This is a genomic window from uncultured Serinicoccus sp. (assembly GCF_947500995.1).
GTDB lineage: Bacteria > Actinomycetota > Actinomycetes > Actinomycetales > Dermatophilaceae > Ornithinicoccus.
In genome coordinates, this window is the sequence record NZ_CANMUA010000004.1 from 105,633 (window position 1) to 124,985 (window position 19,353).

Here is a 19,353-nt window from a genome sequence, read left to right on the forward strand (position 1 = left end):
GACAGCTCTCCCCGCACGACCGACGGGAGGAGAGATCGTGACCTCACGCCGATCCGACCTGGGGGAGCAGCCGCCGACCCCCCCGGAGGCGACCGGCCGCTCCGACGTCGTCATCCTCACCGGGATGTCCGGCGCCGGCCGCACCACGGCGGGCGACGTCCTGGAGGACCGCGGCTGGTACGTCGTGGACAACCTGCCGCCCTCGATGATGGTCCACCTCATGGACGCCACCGCCGACGACCCGCAGCGCCAGCGGGTCGCGGTGGTCGTCGACGTGCGCAGCCGCGACTTCACCAGCGAGCTCTCGGTGGCGCTGGAGATCCTGGCCGAGCGTGGGTGGCGCCCCCGGGTCGTCTTCGTCGACTCCTCCGACGAGACCCTCGTCCGCCGCTTCGAGGCGGTCCGTCGACCTCACCCCCTGCAGGGGGAGGGGCTGCTCCTGGACGGCATCCGCCGCGAGCGGCGGATGCTCGGCGACCTGCGCTCGGACGCCGACCTCGTCCTCGACACCTCGAGCTACAACGTGCACGAGCTGTCCGCCAAGATCGACGCGCTGCTCAACGTCGACGCCGACGTGCGGCTCCGTCTGGCGGTCATGGCCTTCGGCTTCAAGTACGGCATACCCCTGGACGCCGACGTGGTCCTCGACCTGCGCTTCCTGCCCAACCCCTACTGGGTCCCCGAGCTGCGGCCGCACACCGGCAAGGAGGCGGCCGTGCGCGACTTCGTGCTCGGGAGCGACCTGGCCCAGAGCTTCGTCGAGCACGCCGCCCAGATGCTCCGGACGGCGATGCAGGGCTACCTCGCCGAGGGTCGTCGCTACGTCACCGTGGCGGTCGGCTGCACGGGTGGCAAGCACCGGTCCGTGGCGACGGCGGAGGAGCTGACGAGGCGGCTGGCCGACCTGGAGGAGTCCGGCGTCCAGCTGTCGACCTTCCACCGGGACCTGGGGCGCGAGTGAGCGGCCCGCGCGTCGTGGCCCTGGGGGGCGGCCACGGCCTGGCCGCGTCGCTGCGCGCGCTGCGCCACCTCACCGAGGCCATCACGGCCGTGGTGACGGTCGCCGACGACGGCGGGTCGAGCGGGCGCCTGCGGCAGGAGTTCGACATCCTCCCCCCGGGGGACCTGCGGATGGCGCTGGCGGCCCTGTGCGAGGACACGACGTGGGGGCACCAGTGGTCGGCGGTCCTGCAGCACCGCTTCGGAGGCGACGGCGAGCTGTCCGGGCACGCGCTCGGCAACCTGCTCATCATGGCGCTGTGGGAGCTCCGGCCGCAGGAGCAGGTCCGGGGGCTGGACCTCGTCGGGCGGTTGCTCAACACCCGGGGGCGGGTCCTGCCGATGGCGCTGGAGCCGCTGGACATCGAGGCGGTGATCGAGGCCGAGACGCCCGCGGGCACCGTGGCCCGCAGCACGGTCCGGGGGCAGTCGACGGTGGCCCGCCAGCCGGGGGTGGTGCGCTCGGTGCGCCTCATCCCGGAGGCGCCGCAGGCCTGCCCGCAGGCCCTCGAGTCCATCAAGCTCGCCGACCTGGTGGTGCTCGGGCCGGGGTCGTGGTTCACCTCGGTGATGCCGCACCTGCTCGTGCCCGAGCTGCGCCAGGCCCTGTGCGACACCCCGGCACGACGGATCCTCACCCTCAACGTGAGCCTCAGCGACGACGAGGCGAACGGCTACAGCCTCGCCGAGCACGTCGTGGCCATCGCGGCGCACGCGCCGGAGCTGACCTTCGACCACGTCATCGCCGACCCCCAGGTGGTGCGGTCGGCCGCGGAGCGGACGGCCCTGGACACGGCGGTCGAGCGGGTCGGTGCCAGCCTCGTGCTGACCTCCGTGGGCAGCCCGGGCCGCCCGGGGGTCCACGACACCCTGCGGCTGGCCGCGGCCTACCGCGACGTGATCTCGGAGCAGGGTCTGTGAGCGCCGTACCGCCCCCAGCAGATAGCCTGCCGGGGTTGTCCGGGGGCACCGACCCGGCGCCCGCGACCGGACGAGCGAGGAGGATGAGTGCTGTGGCGATGACTGCGAAGGTCAAGGACGAGCTCAGCCGGCTGCCCGTCACCAAGACCTGCTGCCGCAAGGCGGAGGTCTCGACCATGCTGCGCTTCGCCGGGGGGCTGCACATCGTCGGGGGACGCATCGTCATCGAGGCGGAGCTGGACACCGCGCAGAGCGCCCGCCGGTTGCGCACGTTCATGGCCGAGGTCTACGGCTCCAGCAGCGAGCTCGTCGTCATGAGCCCCGGCGGTCTGCGCAAGCAGACGAGGTATGTCGTGCGCGCCACCTCCGACGGCGAGGCGCTGGCCCGGCAGACCGGGCTCATCGACCATCGCGGACGCCCGGTGCGCGGGCTGCCCCCCCGGGTGGTGGGGGCGGCCGCCTGCGACGCGGAGGCTGCGTGGCGCGGAGCCTTCATCGCGCACGGCTCGATCACCGAGCCCGGGCGCTCCTCGGCGCTGGAGGTCACCTGCCCGGGACCCGAGGCCGCGCTCGCGCTGGTCGGGGCGGCCCGCCGCCTGAGGGTCCAGGCCAAGGCGCGCGAGGTGCGGGGTGTGGACCGCGTCGTCATCCGCGACGGGGACGCCATCGGCGCCATGCTGACCCGGTTGGGAGCCCACGACGCGGTCCTCGCCTGGGAGGAGCGCCGGATGCGGCGCGAGGTCCGGGCGACCGCCAACCGGCTCGCCAACTTCGACGACGCCAACCTGCGCCGGTCGGCACGGGCGGCCGTCGCGGCCGGGGCCCGGGTCGAGCGGGCCATGGAGATCCTGGGGGACGGCGTCCCCGACCACCTCCGGGTGGCCGGTGAGCTCCGCCTGGAGCACAAGCAGGCCAGCCTGGAGGAGCTCGGTCAGCTGGCGGACCCGCCGATGACCAAGGACGCCGTCGCGGGCCGGATACGCCGGCTGCTCGCGCTGGCCGACAAACGGGCGGAGGAGCTCGGCGTCGACGGCACCGAGGCCAACATCACCCCGGACATGCTGGAGGACTGACGTCGGGTCCGGCCGGTGTGGTGCGGCGCGGGCGAGGCCGATAGGTTGGGAGCAGGACGACGGCGTCTGACCGACGAGCGGCAGGCACCCACCTGCCGCCGACCAACCAACGAAGAAGGGTGTCCTCCATGACCGTCCGCGTAGGGATCAACGGCTTCGGGCGCATCGGCCGCAACTTCATGCGGGCCGTGCTGGCCTCGGGAGCCGACATCGAGATCATCGCTGTCAACGACCTCACCGACAACGCGACCCTGGCCCACCTGCTGAAGTACGACTCCATCCTGGGTCGGTTGGACGGCGAGGTGACCAGCACCGAGGACGAGATCAGCGTCGACGGCAAGGCCGTCAAGGCGTTCGCCGAGAAGGACCCCGCGGCGCTGCCCTGGGGGGACCTGGCCGTGGACGTGGTCGTGGAGTCCACGGGGATCTTCACCGACGCCACCAAGGCGAAGGCGCACCTGGACGGTGGGGCGAAGAAGGTCATCATCTCCGCGCCGGCCAAGAACGAGGACATCACGGTCGTCATGGGCGTCAACGAGAAGGACTACGACCCGGCCGCCCACACGATCATCTCGAACGCGTCCTGCACGACCAACTGCCTGGCCCCGATGGCCAAGGTCCTCAACGACGAGTTCGGCATCGTCAAGGGCCTCATGACGACCATCCACGCCTACACCGCCGACCAGAACCTCCAGGACGGTCCGCACAGCGACCTGCGGCGGGCCCGCGCGGCGGCCCTCAACATCGTGCCCACCAAGACGGGGGCCGCCCAGGCCGTCGCCCTGGTGCTCCCCGAGCTCAAGGGCAAGTTCGACGGCTACGCCCTGCGCGTCCCCACGCCGACCGGGTCGGCGACGGACCTCACCTTCCAGGCCTCCCGGGAGGTCACGGTCGAGGAGGTCAACGCCGCCGTGAAGAAGGCCGCGGAGGGCGAGCTCAAGGGCATCCTCACCTACACCGAGGACCCGATCGTCTCCAAGGACATCGAGACCGACCCGGCCTCCTGCATCTTCGACTCCGGTCTCACCAAGGTCATCGGTGACCAGGTGAAGGTGGTCGGCTGGTACGACAACGAGTGGGGCTACTCCAACCGCCTCGTCGACCTCGTCGCGCTGGTGGGCAGCTCGCTCTGATGCGGACCATCGAGCAGCTCAGCGAGGAGCTGGGAGGCCTGGCCGGCAGGACGGTCCTGGTCCGCAGCGACCTCAACGTCCCGCTGGACGGGTCGACCATCACCGACGACGGCCGGGTGCGGGCCTCGGTGCCGACGATCAGCCGGCTGCGTGAGCAGGGTGCCCGGGTCGTGGTGTGCGCCCACCTGGGTCGGCCGAAGGGCTCGCCCGACCCGACGTACTCCCTCGCCCCGGTGGCGACGCGGCTGCGCGAGCTGCTGGACGGCGAGGGCGAGGGACGCGTGTCGTTCGTCGAGGAGACGGTGGGCGAGCGCGCCGCGGCCGCGGTGGCCGAGCTCCAGGACGGCGACGTCCTCGTCCTCGAGAACCTGCGCTTCCACCCGGGCGAGACCGCGAAGAGCGACGAGGAGCGGGCTGGCTTCGCCCGACAGCTCGCCGACCTGGCGGACGCCTTCGTCTCCGACGGCTTCGGTGTCGTCCACCGTGCCCAGGCGTCGGTCTACGACGTCGCGCGCCTGCTCCCGCACGCCGCCGGAGGTCTGGTGCGGTCCGAGGTCGAGGTCATGCGCGCGCTGCGGGAGGACCCGCAGCGTCCGTACGCCGTCGTCCTCGGCGGGGCCAAGGTGAGCGACAAGCTGGGCGTCATCGAGTCGCTGATCTCGGTCGCCGACCGGTTGCTCATCGGTGGTGGGATGGTCTTCACCTTCCTCAAGGCCCAGGGTCACGAGGTGGGCAGCAGCCTGCTCGAGCAGGACCAGGTGGACACCGTGAAGGGTTACCTCGACACCGCCGCTGAGCGGGGCGTGGAGATCGTCCTGCCCACCGACGTCGTGGTGGCCGACGCCTTCTCCGCCGACGCCGCCCACGACGTCGTGCCGGCGGACTCCATGCCCGCCGACCGGATGGGCCTCGACATCGGCCCGGAGGCGCAGCGCCACTTCGCCGAGCGCCTCGCGGACGCCCGCACCATCTTCTGGAACGGCCCCATGGGCGCCTTCGAGATGGAGCCCTTCGCCGCCGGCACCCAGGCCGTGGCAGCGGCCCTGGTGGAGCGCACCCGTGCCGGAGCCATGACCGTCGTGGGCGGGGGTGACTCCGCCGCCGCCGTCCGCGAGCTCGGCTACGCCGACGACGACTTCACCCACATCTCCACCGGGGGCGGGGCCAGCCTGGAGTATCTCGAGGGCAAGGACCTGCCCGGACTATCGGTGCTGGAGGACTGATGAGCGACGCGCGACCCGCCGCCCGCACGCCGTTGATGGCGGGCAACTGGAAGATGAACCTCGACCACCTGCAGGCGACACATCTCGTCCAGAAGCTCGACTGGACCCTGCGCGACGCCCGGCACGACCCCGCCGACGTCGAGGTCGTGGTGCTCCCACCGTTCACCGACCTGCGTTCGGTGCAGACCCTCGTCCAGGGGGACCAGCTCTTCCTCCGGTACGGCGGGCAGGACCTGAGCCCGCACGACGAGGGCGCCTACACCGGCGACATCTCCGGTGCCTTCCTGGCCAAGCTCGGCTGCACCTACGTGGCCGTCGGGCACAGCGAGCGGCGGGACGGCCACCAGGAGACGGACGAGCTCGTCGCCGCCAAGGTGCGGGCCGCGCTGCGGCACGACCTGGTCCCGATCCTGTGCGTGGGCGAGCCGTTGGAGGTCCGCCGGTCGGGTGACCACGTCGACCACGTGGTCTCCCAGCTGAGAGCAGCCCTCGACGGCCTGGACGCCGGGCAGGTCTCGCGCGTCGTCGTCGCCTACGAGCCGGTCTGGGCGATCGGCACGGGTGAGGTGGCCACGCCCGACGACGCCCAGGAGGTGTGCGCGGCGATCCGGTCCGCCGTCGGCGAGCTGGCCGACGACGCGACCGCGGCCGCCGTGCGGGTGCTCTACGGCGGGTCGGTCAAGCCCGGCAACGTCGCCGAGCTCATGCAGCGCCCGGACGTCGACGGAGCCCTGGTGGGTGGTGCCTCGCTCTCGGTGGAGGACTTCGCGTCGATCTGTCGCTACCGCGCCCACGCGGGCTCCGCCGGCTGACGCGCGGCGGTTCGTCCTGCCGACACACCGTCGGTTAGGCTGTCTGGTGCTCTGGGCCTTCGCGGCCCGGAGCGCCAGACCCTGCCCCTCCCTCGACGACAAGGTTGTGCCCACGTGGAGTTCGTCCGTTGGTTCCTGGACGCCCTGCTGGTGATCACCAGCTGCTTCCTGGTGCTGCTCATCCTCATGCACAAGGGCCGCGGCGGGGGCATGTCGGACATGTTCGGTGGAGGCATGAGCAGCAGCCTCGGGGGGAGCTCGGTCGCCGAGCGCAACCTCAACCGGATCACCGTTGCCATGGCTCTCGTCTGGGTCTCGGTCATCGTGGGTCTCGGCGTCCTGGTGCGCTTCAGCTGAGGCGGCGTCGTCGGCGCCCTGTCTGCGGCGGGACGCGTCGACGACCGGGGGCCGCGTCCGCCTCGGACGCCCGTGGAGGGCGTAGGGTGAGGACCTGACGTAGCGTCCGGCGAAACGAGGCACCATGGTCAACACCAACGCCATCCGCGGCTCGCGGGTGGGTTCGGGTCCGATGGGGGAGAGCGAGCGGGGCGACACCGCGCCCCGCGTGCGCATCAGCTACTGGTGCGCGCACGGGCACGAGACGCGCCCGAGCTTCGCCGACAACGGCGAGGTCGACATCCCGGACACCTGGGACTGCCCGAGGTGCGGCCTGCCCGCGGGCCGTGACCGTGGCACCCCGCCCGACGCCCCGAGGACCGAGCCCTACAAGACCCATCTGGCGTACGTCAAGGAACGTCGCAGCGACTCCGACGGAGCGGCCCTGCTGGACGAGGCCCTCACCAGGATGCGCGAGCGCGGGGTCGGCGGCGGCAGCAGGACCTAGCAGCCTCCTCAGCCGTCGTGGGAGGCGACGTCCTCCGTCTGCGCCAGGCCCTCCTGCACCGCGTCCTCGACCGCGTCCGTGCCGGGCGACGCCTCCGGCTCGTCGGCCCGCTCGAGGGCACGGCTGGCCACCGCTGCCCGCCCCGACCCCTCCACCGCGGCGGGACCGGCAGGAGTGGTCCCGGCCCGCGCGGCCGCGGAACGCGTACCTCCCCGGCGGACCGCCGGCAGACCCGTGCAGAGGGCCCGCGAGTAGACCTCGTCCGCGTCCAGCCGCCGCAGCTCGGCGGTGAGCGCCTCGAAGGTCGACGGCGAGTGCAGGGCGACCAGCCGCGGCTGGCTCCCCGGGACCGACAACGTCGCGGTGTCCTTGCCGTCGTCGGTGCGGACCAGGTCGATCGGGCCGGAGGCCCGGCTGAGTCGCACGCTCTGCAGCCCCGAGCCCGCCGGGGTCCGCACCACCTCCACGGGACAGCGCAGGGAGGCCGCCAACCATCCGGCCAGCAGGTCGCAGCTCGGGTGGTGCGCCTCGGCGGCCACCGTGACGGACCGCACCGGCTCGAACGGCTCGCTCTCCAGCGCGGCGGCGAGGAGCGCACGCCACCGCGTCACGCGGGTCCAGGCCAGGTCGCTGTCGCCGGGCCGGTAGTGCTTGCCCCGACGGCGCAGCTGGGTGCCGGCCTCCACGTCGGGGGAGGCTGCCGCGTCGGTGATGCGTCGGTGCGCCATCTGCCCCAGGGGTGATCCGGCGACGTCCGCCTCCACCCGGCCGGGCCACCAGGCGACGACGGGGGAATCCGGCAGCAGGAGCGGGGTCACCACGGAGCTGCCGTGGCGGGTGAGCTCGCCGTAAAGACGCAGCACGACGATCTCCGAGGCGCCGGCATCGCCACCCACCCGGATCTGGGCGTCCAGCCGGCCGCGTCCACGCGCGTTGGCGGACACGACCACGAGGATGCGCGCCGGGTGCTGGCGGGTCGCCCGCGTGGCGACGTCCACCGCCTCGTCGGCCTGGTCCTCGTCGACGACGACGATGAGCGTCAGCACCCGGCCCATGGCCATCGCCCCGACGTCGTTGCGCAGCCGCACGAGGTTCTTGGCGACGTCGGCGGCGCTGCAGCTGGGAAGGTCGACGATCATGGCAGCCTCCATTCGCGTCCGTCACGCCGCATGAGGTCGTCGGCGTCGGCAGGACCCCACGTGCCCGCGGCGTAGTCCTGGGGCGGGGAGTCCTGCCGGTGCCAGTGCTCGATGACGGGATCGAGGATCCGCCAGGACTGCTCGACCTCGGCGTGGCGGGGGAACAGCGGCGGCTCCCCCAGCAGCACGTCGAGGATGAGTCGCTCGTAGGCCTCCGGGCTGGACTCGGTGAACGAGGAGCCGTAGCCGAAGTCCATCGACACGTCGCGCACCTCCATCTGGCTGCCGGGCACCTTTGACCCGAAGCGCATGGTCATGCCCTCGTCGGGCTGCACCCGGATGACGATCGCGTTGGCGCCCAGCTCCTCCGTCGCGGTCGAGCTGAAGGGCAGGTGCGGGGCCTTCCGGAAGACCACCGCGATCTCGGTCACCCGCTTGCCCAGGCGCTTCCCCGTGCGCAGGTAGAACGGCACACCCGCCCACCGGCGGGTCCGCACGTCGACCTGGAGGGCGGCGTAGGTCTCGGTGTGGTGTGCCTCGTCGACCCCGTCCTCGTCCAGGTAGCCGGACACCTTCTCGGTGCCCTGCCAGCCCTCGGCATACCGTCCCCGTGCGGTCGCCGCGTCGAGGTCGTCCGGGAGACGGACCGCAGCGAGCACCTTCTCCTTCTCCGCCCGTACGGCGTCGGCGGTGAACGACACCGGCTCCTCCATCGCGGTCAGGGCCAGCAGCTGGAGGAGGTGGTTCTGGATGACGTCCCGTGCCGCACCCACCTCGTCGTAGTAGCCGGCGCGCCCCCCGATGCCGATGTCCTCGGCCATGGTGATCTGCACGTGGTCGACGTAGTTGGCGTTCCAGACCGGCTCGAACAGCTGGTTGGCGAAGCGCAGCGCCAGGATGTTCTGGACGGTCTCCTTGCCGAGGTAGTGGTCGATGCGGAAGACCGAGTCCGGGGGGAAGACCCCCTCGACGATCTCGTTGAGCTCCTGCGCGCTCTCCAGGTCGTGCCCGAACGGCTTCTCGATGACCACCCGGCGCCAGGTGCCGGGACGCGCGTCCGACAGGCCCGACTCCTGCAGCCGGGTGCACACGGCGGCGAACCACGAGGGAGGGATCGAGAGGTAGAACGCGTGGTTGCCGCCGGTGCCACGCTCCTCGTCGAGCGAGCGCACCGTGCGAGCGAGCAGCTCGAAGGCGTCGGGGTCGTCGAAGGCGCCGGGGACGAACCGGAACCCCTCGGCGAGGGAGCGCCACACCTCCTCCCGGAACTCGGTGCGGGCGTGCTGACGCACCGAGTCGTGCACCACCTTGGCGAAGTCCTGGTCCGCCCAGTCCCGGCGGGCGAAACCCACGAGGGAGAAACCGGGCGGCAGCAGACCTCGGTTGGCCAGGTCGTAGATGGCCGGCATGAGCTTCTTGCGGGCGAGGTCACCCGTCACGCCGAACATCACCATGCTGCACGGCCCGGCGATGCGCGGCAGACGCTTGTCGTCGGGGTCGCGCAGCGGGTTGGAGTCGGCGGTGACGGGGGCGGGTCCGGAGGAGCCGCTCACCGGGCCAGCACGGCACGCAGCTGGGCCAGCCCCCGGTCCTGGTCGGTGAGGTGCAGCCGCAGGACGGGTCGCCCGTGGTCGGCCAGGACGCCCGCGTCACCCGCGGCCTGGGCCGCGATGAACTCGCCGAAGGTGAAGTCCTTGCCCGGCACCGGCAGGTCCTGCCCGGGCGCGCCGGTCACCTGGAGGTAGACGCCCTGGGCGGGGCCGCCCTTGTGGTACTGCCCGGTGGAGTGCAGGAAACGGGGGCCCCAGCCGAAGGTGACGGGCCGTCCGGTCCGGCGGACCAGGTCGCCCTGCACCTCGGCGAGGTCGGCGTGCTCCACGCGGTCGAGGTAGACCATGAGGGAGAGGTAGCCGGTGCCGGGGTCGAGCTCACCCAGGAGCGCGTCGACCGCTCCCTCGAGCGAGCTGACGCCCTCGGGCCACCATCCGCCACCCGCGCGGATCTCCACGGCGTCGTCGACGAGATCGGGTCGGCCCGCGCCGTCGCTGCCGTCCTCCATGATCTCCCGGGCCGCCTGCTTGGCGCTCTCGACGTCGGGCTGGTCGAAGGGGTTGATCCCCAGCAGACGCCCGGCCACGGCGGTGGCGACCTCCCACAGCAGCAGCTGGGCACCGAGCGACCCGGACACCGCGACGAGCGACCCGGCGCCCCCGGCGTCGGCAGCCACCTCGTCGTCCCCGTCCTCGGGGGCCAGGACCACGACGGTGCAGTCGTCGGTCGAGGCGAGGCCGTCCGTGGGGGAGCCACCGGCGGGCGCGACGACCGGGAGGACTCCCGTGCCCTGCTTGCCGGTCGACTCGGCGATGAGCTGCTCGGCCCAGTCGGCGAGCCCGGCGATGCCTGAGCCGGCGTCGGTGAAGAGCAGCTTGTCGCGCAGCGGACGGGTCCCGGCCAGCGCGGCTCCCAGCCGCAGACCGGGGTTGGCCTCGTCGTCCTCGGCGAGGAGGTCGGCCACGACCTCCGCCTCGTCGAGGAGAGCGCCGATGTCGGCACCGGCCAGCCCGGAGGGGACGAGCCCGAAGGCGGTCAGCGCGGAGTACCGGCCACCGACCTCGGGGTCGGCGTTCACCACGCGGTACCCGTCGGCCCGCGACTGCTCGTCGAGCGGGCTGCCGGGGTCGGTCACGATGACGACCCGCTCGGTCGGGTCGATGCCGGCCTCGGTGAAGGCGTGCACGAAGGCGCGCCGCTGGCTGTCGGTCTCCAGGGTCGACCCGGACTTGGAGGAGACCACCACGGCGCTGGCGGCGAGGTCCTCCTCCAGGGCCGACCGCACCATGTCGGGGTCCGAGCTGTCCAGGACGACCAGCTCGACGCCGGCGGTGCCCGTGATGACCTCGGGCGCGAGGGAGGACCCACCCATGCCGCAGAGCACGACGCGTCGGACCCCGCGCTCGCGCAGCTCCTCGCGCAGCGCCTCGATCTCGCCCACGAGCGGACGCGAGCTGCGGTGCAGCCCGACCCAGGACAGCCTGATGGCCGCCTCTGACTCGGCGTCGGAGCCCCAGAGCGTGGCGTCGCGGGCGAATAGACGCGACGCCACCGCGTCCTGGACCAGGTCGGGCAGGTGGCGCTCGACCGCCTCGGCGGCGGCTCCCACGGCCTGGACGGCCAGGGCGCTCATCGGGCCGCCTCGGCGTCCGACCCGCTCCCGCCCTGCCCGGCCTTGTCCAGCTCGTCCTGCACGGTGCCGAGCAGCTCGGACCAGGACTTCTCGAACTTGTCCACGCCCTCGACCTCGAGCTGTTCGACGACCTCGGCGTAGGACACGCCGACCCTCTCGAGGTCGTCGAGCACCTGCTGAGCCTCGTCGTAGGTCCCGGTGATCGTGTCCCCGTGGAGCTCGGCGTGGTCGACGGTGGCCTCCAGGGTCTTGCCCGGCATGGTGTTGACGGTGTGCGGGGCGACGAGCCCGGTGACGTACATCGTGTCCTCGTAGTCCGGGTTCTTCACCCCGGTGGAGGCCCACAGCGGACGCTGCAGGTGGGCGCCGTCGTCGGCGAGGTTCTGCCAGCGCGGGGTGGCGAAGACCTCCTCGAAGGCCTGGTAGGCCAGCCGGGCGTTGGCCAGCCCGGCGCGTCCGCGCAGGGCGAGGGCCTCCTCGGTGCCGATCTCCTCGAGCTGGGAGTCGATCTCGCCGTCCACGCGGGACACGAAGAAGCTCGCCACCGAGTGGATGGAGGACAGGTCGCGCCCCTGCTCCCGGGCCTGCTCGAGACCGGTGAGGTAGGCGTTCATGACCCCGCGGTAGCGGTCCAGCGAGAAGATGAGGGTCACGTTGACGCTGATGCCGCTGGCCAGCGTCTGGGTGATCGCCGGAAGACCCTCCACCGTGGCGGGGATCTTGATGAACAGGTTGGGGCGGTCCACGGTGGACCACAGCTGCTGCGCGATCTGCACGGTGCGCTCGTCGTCCTTGGCGGCGCCCGGGTCCACCTCGATGGACACCCGGCCGTCGACACCGCCGGTCCTCTCGTAGACCGGCAGCATCACGTCGCAGGCGTTGCGGACGTCCTCGGTGGTGAGCGCGAACACCGTGCTGTCCACGTCGGCTCCGTCGGCGGCCAGGTCGCGGACCTGGTCGGAGTAGGCCTCACCCTCGGCCAGCGCGGCCGCGAAGATGGTGGGGTTGGTGGTGATCCCGAGGACACCGCGGTCGACGTAGGACTGCAGCTCCCCGGAAGAGATCATCGGACGGTTCAGGTCGTCCAGCCAGACGGAGACCCCGGCGTCGGCCAGGTCGTGGAGGGTGGTGCGGGCGTGGTCAGTCATGACACTCCTCAGATGGTGGTGGGCAGGGTGGTCGCTGCGGGTCAGGCGCCGACGGTCTCGGAGCCGCCGTCGTCGGGCACCTCGACGCCACCGGGGACGGGTGCGCCGGAAGCGTCCTCGATCGAGTCGCGGGCCGCGGCGGCCACGGCCTCGGCGGTGATGCCGAACTCGCGGTAGAGGGTCTGGTAGTCGGCGGAGGCACCGTAGTGCTCGAGGCTGATGAGGCGACCGGCGTCGCCGACGACCTCCCGCCAGCCCTGACCGACCGCCGCCTCGACGCTGACGCGGGCCCGCACGGTGGGCGGCAGCACCTCCTCGCGGTAGGCGCGGTCCTGGGTGCTGAACCACTCACGGCAGGGCATCGAGACGACCCGGGCGTGGATGCCCTCGGCCTCGAGCTGCTCGCGCGCCTCGACGGCGAGCTGCACCTCGGACCCGGTCCCGACGAGGATGACGTCGGGGCTCCCGCCCTCGGCCTCGAGCAGCACGTAGGCGCCACGGGCCGTGCCCGCGGCGGGGCCCATCCGGGCGCGGTCGAAGACCGGCAGGTTCTGCCGGCTCAGCACCAGGGCCGCCGGGTGATCGGTGATCCCCAGCACGGTGCGCCAGGCCACCGCGGTCTCGTTGGCGTCCGCCGGGCGGATGACGTCCAGGCCCGGGATGGCGCGCAGTGCCGCCAGGTGCTCGATCGGCTGGTGGGTCGGGCCGTCCTCACCCAGGCCGATGCTGTCGTGGGTCCAGACGTAGACCGGGTTGGCCTGCTGGATGGCGGCCAGGCGCAGCGACGGGCGCATGTAGTCGGAGAAGGTGAGGAAGGTGCCGCCGTAGGGCCGGGTGAGGCCCTCGAGGCAGATGCCGTTGAGGATCATCCCCATGGCGTTCTCGCGGATGCCGAAGTGCAGCGTGCGGCCGTACTCATCGCCCGGGAACATCTCGGTGGACTTGCCGCTCGGCACGAACGAGGGGACGTTCGACATGGTCGTGTTGTTGGAGCCGGCCAGGTCGGCGGAGCCGCCCCAGAGCTCGGGCATCACGTCGGCGAGGGCGTTGAGGACCTCTCCGGATGCCTTCCTCGTCGCCATCCCCTTCTCGTCGGCGGGGAAGGTCGGGATGGCTGCGTCCAGGCCCTCGGGCAGCTCGTGGCTCCGGAGCCGGTCGAGCAGCTGCGCGCGCTCCGGGTGGGCCTGGCGCCAGGCCTGGAAGCGCGTCTCCCACTCCGCGCGCGCCTCGGCGCCGCGCTCGCCCACCCGGCGTGCGTGGCTCAGGACCTCGTCCTCGACGGCGAAGGTGCGGCGGGCGTCGAAACCGAGCAGCTGCTTGGTCGCCGAGACCTCCTCGGCCCCGAGCGCGGAGCCGTGGGCGGCGCCGGTGTCGCGGGCCTCTGGCGCCGGCCAGGCGATGATGGTGCGGAGCAGGACCAGCGTCGGGCGGTCGGTCCGGGCGCGCGCGGCCTGGAGGGCGGCGTACAGCTCGTCGATGTTCTCGGTGTAGGGGGCCTGGTCGCGCCAGTCCACGACCTCGGTCGCCCATCCGTACGCCTCGTAACGACGCGCGACGTCCTCGCTGAACGAGATGTCGGTGTCGTCCTCGATGGAGATGAAGTTCTGGTCGTAGATGACGGTGAGGTTGGACAGCTCCTGGTGGCCGGCCAGCGAACTCGCCTCCGACGTGACGCCCTCCATGATGTCGCCGTCGGAGGCGATGACCCAGATCTGGTGGTCGAAGGGAGACTCGCCGGGAGCCGCGTCCGGGTCGAGCATGCCGCGCTGGCGCCGCTGCGCCATGGCCAGGCCGACGGCCGAGGCGAGCCCGGATCCGAGGGGTCCGGTGGTCATCTCGACGCCGGTGGTGTGGTGGACCTCCGGGTGGCCGGGGGTCGCCGACCCCCAGGTGCGCAGCTGCTGCAGGTCCTCGAGCTCCAGGCCGTACCCGGAGAGGTAGAGCTGGACGTACTGGGTCAGGCAGGAGTGCCCGGCCGACAGCACGAACCGGTCCCGGCCCAGCCAGTGCGGGTCGGAGGGGTCGTGGACCATGACGTTCTGGTAGAGCAGGTAGGCCAACGGCGCGAGGCTCATCGCGGTGCCGGGGTGGCCGCTGCCGCACTTCTCCACGGCGTCGGCGGCGAGCAGGCGAGCGGTGTCCACCGCGCGCACGTCCGCATCCGTCCAGCCGACCTGGGTGTGGACGGGGCGGGCCAGGGAGCTGTCCCGACCGGCGGTGAGGTTCTGGGTGGAGGTGGTCACTGGTTCATCTCCTGATGGTGCGTGGGCACGTGTCGTCAGGGCGGCGCGAGGACGCCCCGGTACACCCCGACCTTAGTCCCTGTGCTGCGTCACGCGAGCCGGGTGGCCCACCACCGATCCCGGGCGCCGGGCACTCGGGCGGGCGGCTACGATGGAGGACGCGCCGAGAGCCCCCACCGGTCCGGCGCCCGACCTGCACCGCGACCCCACGAAGGATGCCGTGACCACGCTCGACCCCCGTCCTGGCCGTCCCGGACGGTCGCGGCCCGGGAGCACGGGCCAGGGCCACGAGGGACGGGGCTGGCGGCAGGTGGTCGGTGACTACGTCGCGCTGACCAAGCCGCGGATCATCGAGCTCCTGCTGGTCACGACCTTCCCCGTCATGTTCCTGGCCGAGCGCGGGGTCCCCCCCGTGTGGCTCATCGTGGCGACCCTCGTCGGAGGAACCCTCGCGGCCGCCTCCGCCAACGTCCTCAACTGCTTCCTCGACCGCGACATCGACGCCCGGATGCACCGGACGTCCACGCGCCCGCTGGTCACCGGGGCCGTCTCGCCGCGTGCGGCGCTGGTCTTCGGCGGCGTGCTCGGCGTGGCCTCGGTCCTGTGGCTGGGGCTCGTGGTCAACCTCCTGTCGGCGGCGCTCGCCCTCGGGGCGATCCTGCTCTACGTCGTGTTCTACACGATCGTGCTCAAGAGGCGCACCAGCCAGAACATCGTCTGGGGCGGCGTCGCCGGCTGCATGCCGGTGCTCATCGGGTGGTCCGCGGTGACCGGCAGCCTCTCCTGGGCGGCCCTCGTGCTCTTCCTCGTGGTCTTCTTCTGGACCCCGCCGCACTACTGGCCGCTGTCCATGCGCTTCAAGGAGGACTACGCCGCCGCCGGGGTGCCGATGCTGCCGGTGGTCGCCGAGGACATCGCCGTGGGCCGGCAGGTCGTCCTCTACGCGTGGGTCACCGTCCTCACCTCGCTGGTCCTCGTCCCCGTCGCCCCGATGGGGTGGATCTACACCGTGGTGGCGGTGGTGGCCGGCGCCGTCTTCGTCATCGAGTCCCACCGGCTCCTCGGCCGCGCCCGGGCCGGCGTCACCGGGGCCCCGCTCGGCGCGATGCGGCTGTTCCACTTCTCCATCAGCTACCTCACCCTCCTCTTCCTCGCGGTGGCGGTCGACCCGCTGCTGCACCTCCCGCTGTCATGACGACCTCGCTCGACCACACGCACGGGACGGCCCCTCCCGCCTCGCTGCTCGGGCGCCTGCTGCCGCGCACGCCCGGCCGATGGCTGCGCGTCATGGCGCTGGCCTCGCTGCTGGCCAACTCGCTGCTGGTCCTCACCGGCGGCCTGGTGCGCCTGACCGGTAGCGGGCTGGGCTGCCCGACGTGGCCCCGCTGCACCGACGCGTCGTGGACCAGCACGCCGGAGATGGGGCTGCACGGCGTCATCGAGTTCGGCAACCGCCTGCTCACCTTCCTGCTGGCCGCCATCGCGATCCTCACCTTCCTGGCCGTCTGGCGGCTGCGCCGCGAGCACCGCGACCTGTTCGTCATCGCCCTCGTCATGGGGCTGGGTATCCCCCTGCAGGCGGTCCTCGGCGGCATCACCGTCCACACCGGCCTCAACCCGTGGGTGGTCGGGGTCCACTTCGTCGTCTCGGGGGTGCTCATCGCCCTGGCCTCCTTGCTGGTCGTGCGGGCACGCCGGGCGAGCCTGCCGCAGGCCGCGCACGCGCAGCGCCCCGGCCAGGTGCGCGCCGGGCGTCGGGTGATCCGTGCGCTCGCCGCCGTGATCGCGCTGAGCGCGGCCCTCGCGGTCTACCTCGGCACCCTCGTCACCGGCACCGGCCCCCACTCGGGGGACTCCGGGGAGGTGGCGCGGCACACCTTCGACGCCTACCTCGTCACCCGGGCCCACGTCGTCCCCGTCTACGTCCTGGTGCTGACCACCGGGGCGGCCGTGCTGGGGGCGTTCGCCCTCGGCTGGCCGCGCGTCGTGCGCCGGATGCTCCTCGTGCTGTCGGCGGTCCTGCTGGCCCAGGCGGCGGTCGGCTACTACCAGTTCTTCACCGGGCTGCCGGTGGCCGCCGTGGCCCTGCACCTCGTCGGGGCGGCGACCCTCATCGCGGTCACCGCGATGACGGTCCACGTCATGTATGCCGTCAGCGCCCCCGCACCGGCTGCGGGCACGGACGTCCCGGGACCGGACGCGGCTGCGGCGAGGGAACGCGAGCGGCAGCGGTGAGCGAGGGCGCCCCCCGGCCGGACGCCGTCGAGCTGCGCGACCTGACCCGCAGCTTCGGCGCGACCACCGCGCTGCGGGGCCTGACGCTGGCGGCCCGCCACGGTGAGGTCACCTGCGTCCTGGGGCCCAACGGCGCGGGCAAGACGACCGCCGTCGAGATCGCCGTGGGCCTGCAGCGCCCGGACGCTGGGCAGGTGCGGGTGCTGGGGCGCCGTCCCTACGGCGCGGGGGCCGACCACCGTGACCGCGTGGGCGTCATGCTGCAGGACGGCGGGCTGCCGCAGGCGGTCACCCCGCGTGCCCTGCTGCCGCACCTGGCCCGGTTGTACTCCACCCCGGTCGACGTCGCCGAGCTGGCCGGACGCCTCGGCATCCCCGCCTTCGAGCGCACCACCGTCCGCCGGCTCTCCGGCGGCCAGCGGCAGCGGGTCGCGCTGGCCGCCGCGCTCGTGGGGTCGCCGGAGGTCGTCTTCCTCGACGAGCCCACGGCCGGCCTGGACCCGCACGCGCGCCGCGAGGTGCACGTGCTGCTGCGCGAGGTGGCCGCCGGCGGGACCGCCACGGTGGTGACCACGCACTCCTTCGAAGAGGCCGAGCGGCTGGCCGACCGGGTGGCCGTCGTGGTGGACGGCCGGGTGGCGGCCGCGGGCAGCGTGGACGAGGTCTGCGCCGGTGCCGGGGCCGCGGGCCTCGAGGAGGCGTACTTCGCGCTGACCGACGGGGTGTCCCTGTGACCGCCGTCGGGACGACCGCCCCGCGACGCGGGGTGCCGGCCACCCGGCGGGTCCTGGCCCAGGCGCGGTTCGAGGCGCTGGGGCTCCTGCGCCACGGCGAGCAGCTGCTGGTCTCGGTGGCGCTCCCGGTCCTCGCCCTCGTGGGGCTCAGCCTCGTGAGCTCTCCCCAGCTCGCGGTCGGACGGTGGTCCGACGCCGCCCGCATCGACGTCCTCGCGCCGGGCGTCCTCGCGCTCACCGTGCTGTCCACCGCCTTCACCGGGCAGGCCATCCTGCTCGGGTTCGAGCGTCGCTGGGGCGTGCTCCGCCTGCTGGGCACCACACCGCTCGGCCGCGGGGGCCTGCTCCTCGCGAAGGCGACGGCCGTCCTCGTCGTGCTCACCCTCCAGCTGCTGCTCCTCGGTGTCGTCGCGGGCGTCCTCGGGTGGCGCCCGGACGTGGCCGGCCTGCTCCCGGCGGTCGTCGCCGTCGTGCTGGGAGCCCTGGCCCTGGTGTCGCTCGCCGCGTGCCTGGGGGGCGCGCTGCGCGCCGAGGCCGTCCTCGCGCTGGCCAACCTCGTCTGGGTGCTCCTGGCCGGGTTCGGCGGGACCCTGCTGCCGGCGGCGGCTCTCCCCGGTGGGTCGCTGCTCTCCCTGCTGCCGACCGCGGCCCTCGGGGACGCCCTGCGCGACGCCTTCGTGCTCGGCGCCTGGAACGGCCGCGCGCTCCTGCTCCTGGCGGTCTGGGGGCTGCTCGCCGGGCTGCTCGCGCGCCGGCTGCTGCGCTGGTCGGACTGACCGGCACCGCCGTCCAGGGTGAGGGTGCCCTACCTTGGCACCCGCCTCGCGAATACGTCACACTGTCATGGTGAATATCACGCAGGTGCCCGACGCCATGGCGGAGGTGCACGACGAGTCCCGGACCCGGGACCGCGTGCGTCGCGCCGTGGGGGAACGGGCGCCGGTGACGGCGAGCGCGCTGGCCAAGGAGCTGGGGCTGACCCCTGCGGCCGTGCGTCGCCACCTGGACGCCCTGGACGAGGCCGGGCTCATCGCCGAGCACGACGGGCCGCTGCCCGGCCGCCGGGGACGTGGTCGCCCCGCGCGGGCCTACGTCCTCACCTCCCTGGGGCAGGAGCAGTTCCGCACCAGCTACGACGGGGTGGCCAACTCCGCGCTGCACTACCTCGCCGACCGGGTGGGGGTCGCCGCGGTCGAGTCCTTCGCCGAGGCCCAGATCGAGCAGCTCGAGCAGCGCCTGCGCGCGTCCGTGGACCGTGCCGTCGCCGACGCCGGGAGCGACGACCTGCAGACGCGCACGGCCGCCCTGGCCAAGGCGCTCTCGCACGAGGGGTATGCCGCCTCCGCCCGCCCCGTGGGGGAGGGGACCGGGCTCGCCGGCCTGCAGCTGTGCCAGGGCCACTGCCCCGTCCGCGAGGTGGCCACCGAGTTCCCGCAGTTCTGCGAGGCCGAGACCAAGGCCATCGCCCGCATCCTCGACGTGCACGTCCAGCGGCTGGCGACGCTGGCCGGGGGCGAGCACGTCTGCACGACCTTCGTGCCGATCGGCGCCCTCGGGACCGCACCGCCGAGTGCGGAAGAAAGAGCGAGTGCGCCGCCGTTCGTCATACCGAGGACACCTGACCGCACAGACCACACCGACCGCACCGCCGACGAGAGGACGTGA

General features: G+C 73.0%; 18 protein-coding genes. 13 read left to right on the forward strand and 5 right to left on the reverse strand.

Annotated features, from left to right (window positions below):
* Positions 1–37: 37 nt before the first annotated feature.
* From rapZ to Q0967_RS07550, 8 genes are all read left to right on the forward strand, one after another.
* Positions 38–961, forward strand: a complete 924-nt coding sequence (gene rapZ, locus Q0967_RS07515) for an RNase adapter RapZ (RefSeq protein ID WP_298749530.1) — start codon at positions 38–40, stop codon at positions 959–961.
* Positions 958–1,920 (forward strand): uridine diphosphate-N-acetylglucosamine-binding protein YvcK, encoded by a 963-nt coding sequence (yvcK, locus tag Q0967_RS07520; protein WP_298749528.1) that lies wholly within the window; start codon positions 958–960, stop codon positions 1,918–1,920. Before rapZ ends, yvcK begins: the two co-directional genes overlap by 4 nt.
* 92 nt (positions 1,921–2,012) lie before the next feature.
* A complete protein-coding gene (gene whiA / locus Q0967_RS07525; protein ID WP_058891032.1) occupies positions 2,013–2,993 on the forward strand; it encodes a DNA-binding protein WhiA in 981 nt (326 codons plus the stop codon).
* Between the two features lie 128 nt (positions 2,994–3,121).
* Positions 3,122–4,126, forward strand: coding sequence for a type I glyceraldehyde-3-phosphate dehydrogenase (gap, locus tag Q0967_RS07530; protein ID WP_298749525.1), 1,005 nt, complete (start codon positions 3,122–3,124; stop codon positions 4,124–4,126).
* Positions 4,126–5,349 carry a phosphoglycerate kinase gene (pgk, locus tag Q0967_RS07535; protein ID WP_298749523.1) on the forward strand — a complete coding sequence of 408 codons (1,224 nt, stop codon included), beginning with the start codon at positions 4,126–4,128 and terminating at the stop codon, positions 5,347–5,349. The genes gap and pgk overlap by 1 nt, the downstream gene beginning before the upstream one ends.
* A complete protein-coding gene (gene tpiA / locus Q0967_RS07540; protein WP_298749521.1) occupies positions 5,349–6,161 on the forward strand; it encodes a triose-phosphate isomerase in 813 nt (270 codons plus the stop codon). The genes pgk and tpiA overlap by 1 nt, the downstream gene beginning before the upstream one ends.
* A gap of 114 nt (positions 6,162–6,275) precedes the next feature.
* Entirely contained in the window at positions 6,276–6,518 is a 243-nt protein-coding gene (secG, locus tag Q0967_RS07545) for a preprotein translocase subunit SecG (RefSeq protein WP_066635270.1), read from the forward strand.
* Positions 6,519–6,642: 124 nt separating this feature from the next.
* Positions 6,643–7,005, forward strand: coding sequence for an RNA polymerase-binding protein RbpA (locus Q0967_RS07550; protein ID WP_298749510.1), 363 nt, complete (start codon positions 6,643–6,645; stop codon positions 7,003–7,005).
* Between the two features lie 8 nt (positions 7,006–7,013).
* On the opposite strand, the gene Q0967_RS07555 is transcribed toward Q0967_RS07550, so the two are convergent.
* Genes Q0967_RS07555 through tkt form a run of 5 tightly spaced genes read right to left on the reverse strand, consistent with a single transcriptional unit; the run spans position 7,014 to position 14,719 of the window.
* The gene (locus Q0967_RS07555) at positions 7,014–8,144 is read right to left on the reverse strand and encodes a glucose-6-phosphate dehydrogenase assembly protein OpcA (protein WP_298749508.1); all 1,131 of its coding nucleotides are present in this window, start codon (positions 8,142–8,144) and stop codon (positions 7,014–7,016) included.
* Positions 8,141–9,697 carry a glucose-6-phosphate dehydrogenase gene (gene zwf, locus Q0967_RS07560; RefSeq protein WP_298749505.1) on the reverse strand — a complete coding sequence of 519 codons (1,557 nt, stop codon included), beginning with the start codon at positions 9,695–9,697 and terminating at the stop codon, positions 8,141–8,143. The genes Q0967_RS07555 and zwf overlap by 4 nt, the downstream gene beginning before the upstream one ends.
* On the reverse strand, positions 9,694–11,328 hold the full coding sequence (locus tag Q0967_RS07565) for a glucose-6-phosphate isomerase (protein ID WP_298749503.1): 1,635 nt from the start codon (positions 11,326–11,328) through the stop codon (positions 9,694–9,696). The genes zwf and Q0967_RS07565 overlap by 4 nt, the downstream gene beginning before the upstream one ends.
* A complete protein-coding gene (gene tal, locus Q0967_RS07570; protein ID WP_298749502.1) occupies positions 11,325–12,476 on the reverse strand; it encodes a transaldolase in 1,152 nt (383 codons plus the stop codon). The genes Q0967_RS07565 and tal overlap by 4 nt, the downstream gene beginning before the upstream one ends.
* 41 nt (positions 12,477–12,517) lie before the next feature.
* Complete coding sequence (gene tkt, locus Q0967_RS07575; protein WP_298749500.1) at positions 12,518–14,719, reverse strand: transketolase; 2,202 nt, start codon at positions 14,717–14,719, stop codon at positions 12,518–12,520.
* A gap of 220 nt (positions 14,720–14,939) precedes the next feature.
* On the opposite strand from tkt, the gene Q0967_RS07580 reads away from it, so the two are divergent.
* From Q0967_RS07580 to Q0967_RS07600, 5 genes are all read left to right on the forward strand, one after another.
* Complete coding sequence (locus Q0967_RS07580; protein ID WP_298749497.1) at positions 14,940–15,914, forward strand: heme o synthase; 975 nt, start codon at positions 14,940–14,942, stop codon at positions 15,912–15,914.
* Positions 15,911–16,954, forward strand: coding sequence for a heme A synthase (locus Q0967_RS07585; RefSeq protein ID WP_298749495.1), 1,044 nt, complete (start codon positions 15,911–15,913; stop codon positions 16,952–16,954). Before Q0967_RS07580 ends, Q0967_RS07585 begins: the two co-directional genes overlap by 4 nt.
* On the forward strand, positions 16,951–17,688 hold the full coding sequence (locus tag Q0967_RS07590) for an ABC transporter ATP-binding protein (RefSeq protein ID WP_298749493.1): 738 nt from the start codon (positions 16,951–16,953) through the stop codon (positions 17,686–17,688). The genes Q0967_RS07585 and Q0967_RS07590 overlap by 4 nt, the downstream gene beginning before the upstream one ends.
* Positions 17,685–18,464: an ABC transporter permease gene (locus Q0967_RS07595; RefSeq protein WP_298749491.1), complete on the forward strand. Its 780-nt coding sequence runs from the start codon at positions 17,685–17,687 to the stop codon at positions 18,462–18,464. Before Q0967_RS07590 ends, Q0967_RS07595 begins: the two co-directional genes overlap by 4 nt.
* Positions 18,465–18,531: 67 nt before the next feature.
* A complete protein-coding gene (locus tag Q0967_RS07600) occupies positions 18,532–19,353 on the forward strand; it encodes a metalloregulator ArsR/SmtB family transcription factor (protein WP_298749489.1) in 822 nt (273 codons plus the stop codon).

Coding starts and splice junctions, on each gene's coding strand:
- Q0967_RS07555 (WP_298749508.1), bottom strand. CDS start 8,144: ATGATCGTCGACCTTCCCAGCTGCAGCGCCGCCGACGTCGCCAAGAAC.
- Q0967_RS07550 (WP_298749510.1), top strand. CDS start 6,643: ATGGTCAACACCAACGCCATCCGCGGCTCGCGGGTGGGTTCGGGTCCG.
- Q0967_RS07585 (WP_298749495.1), top strand. CDS start 15,911: ATGACGACCTCGCTCGACCACACGCACGGGACGGCCCCTCCCGCCTCG.
- gap (WP_298749525.1), top strand. CDS start 3,122: ATGACCGTCCGCGTAGGGATCAACGGCTTCGGGCGCATCGGCCGCAAC.
- tpiA (WP_298749521.1), top strand. CDS start 5,349: ATGAGCGACGCGCGACCCGCCGCCCGCACGCCGTTGATGGCGGGCAAC.
- Q0967_RS07565 (WP_298749503.1), bottom strand. CDS start 11,328: ATGAGCGCCCTGGCCGTCCAGGCCGTGGGAGCCGCCGCCGAGGCGGTC.
- Q0967_RS07600 (WP_298749489.1), top strand. CDS start 18,532: ATGGTGAATATCACGCAGGTGCCCGACGCCATGGCGGAGGTGCACGAC.
- pgk (WP_298749523.1), top strand. CDS start 4,126: ATGCGGACCATCGAGCAGCTCAGCGAGGAGCTGGGAGGCCTGGCCGGC.
- tal (WP_298749502.1), bottom strand. CDS start 12,476: ATGACTGACCACGCCCGCACCACCCTCCACGACCTGGCCGACGCCGGG.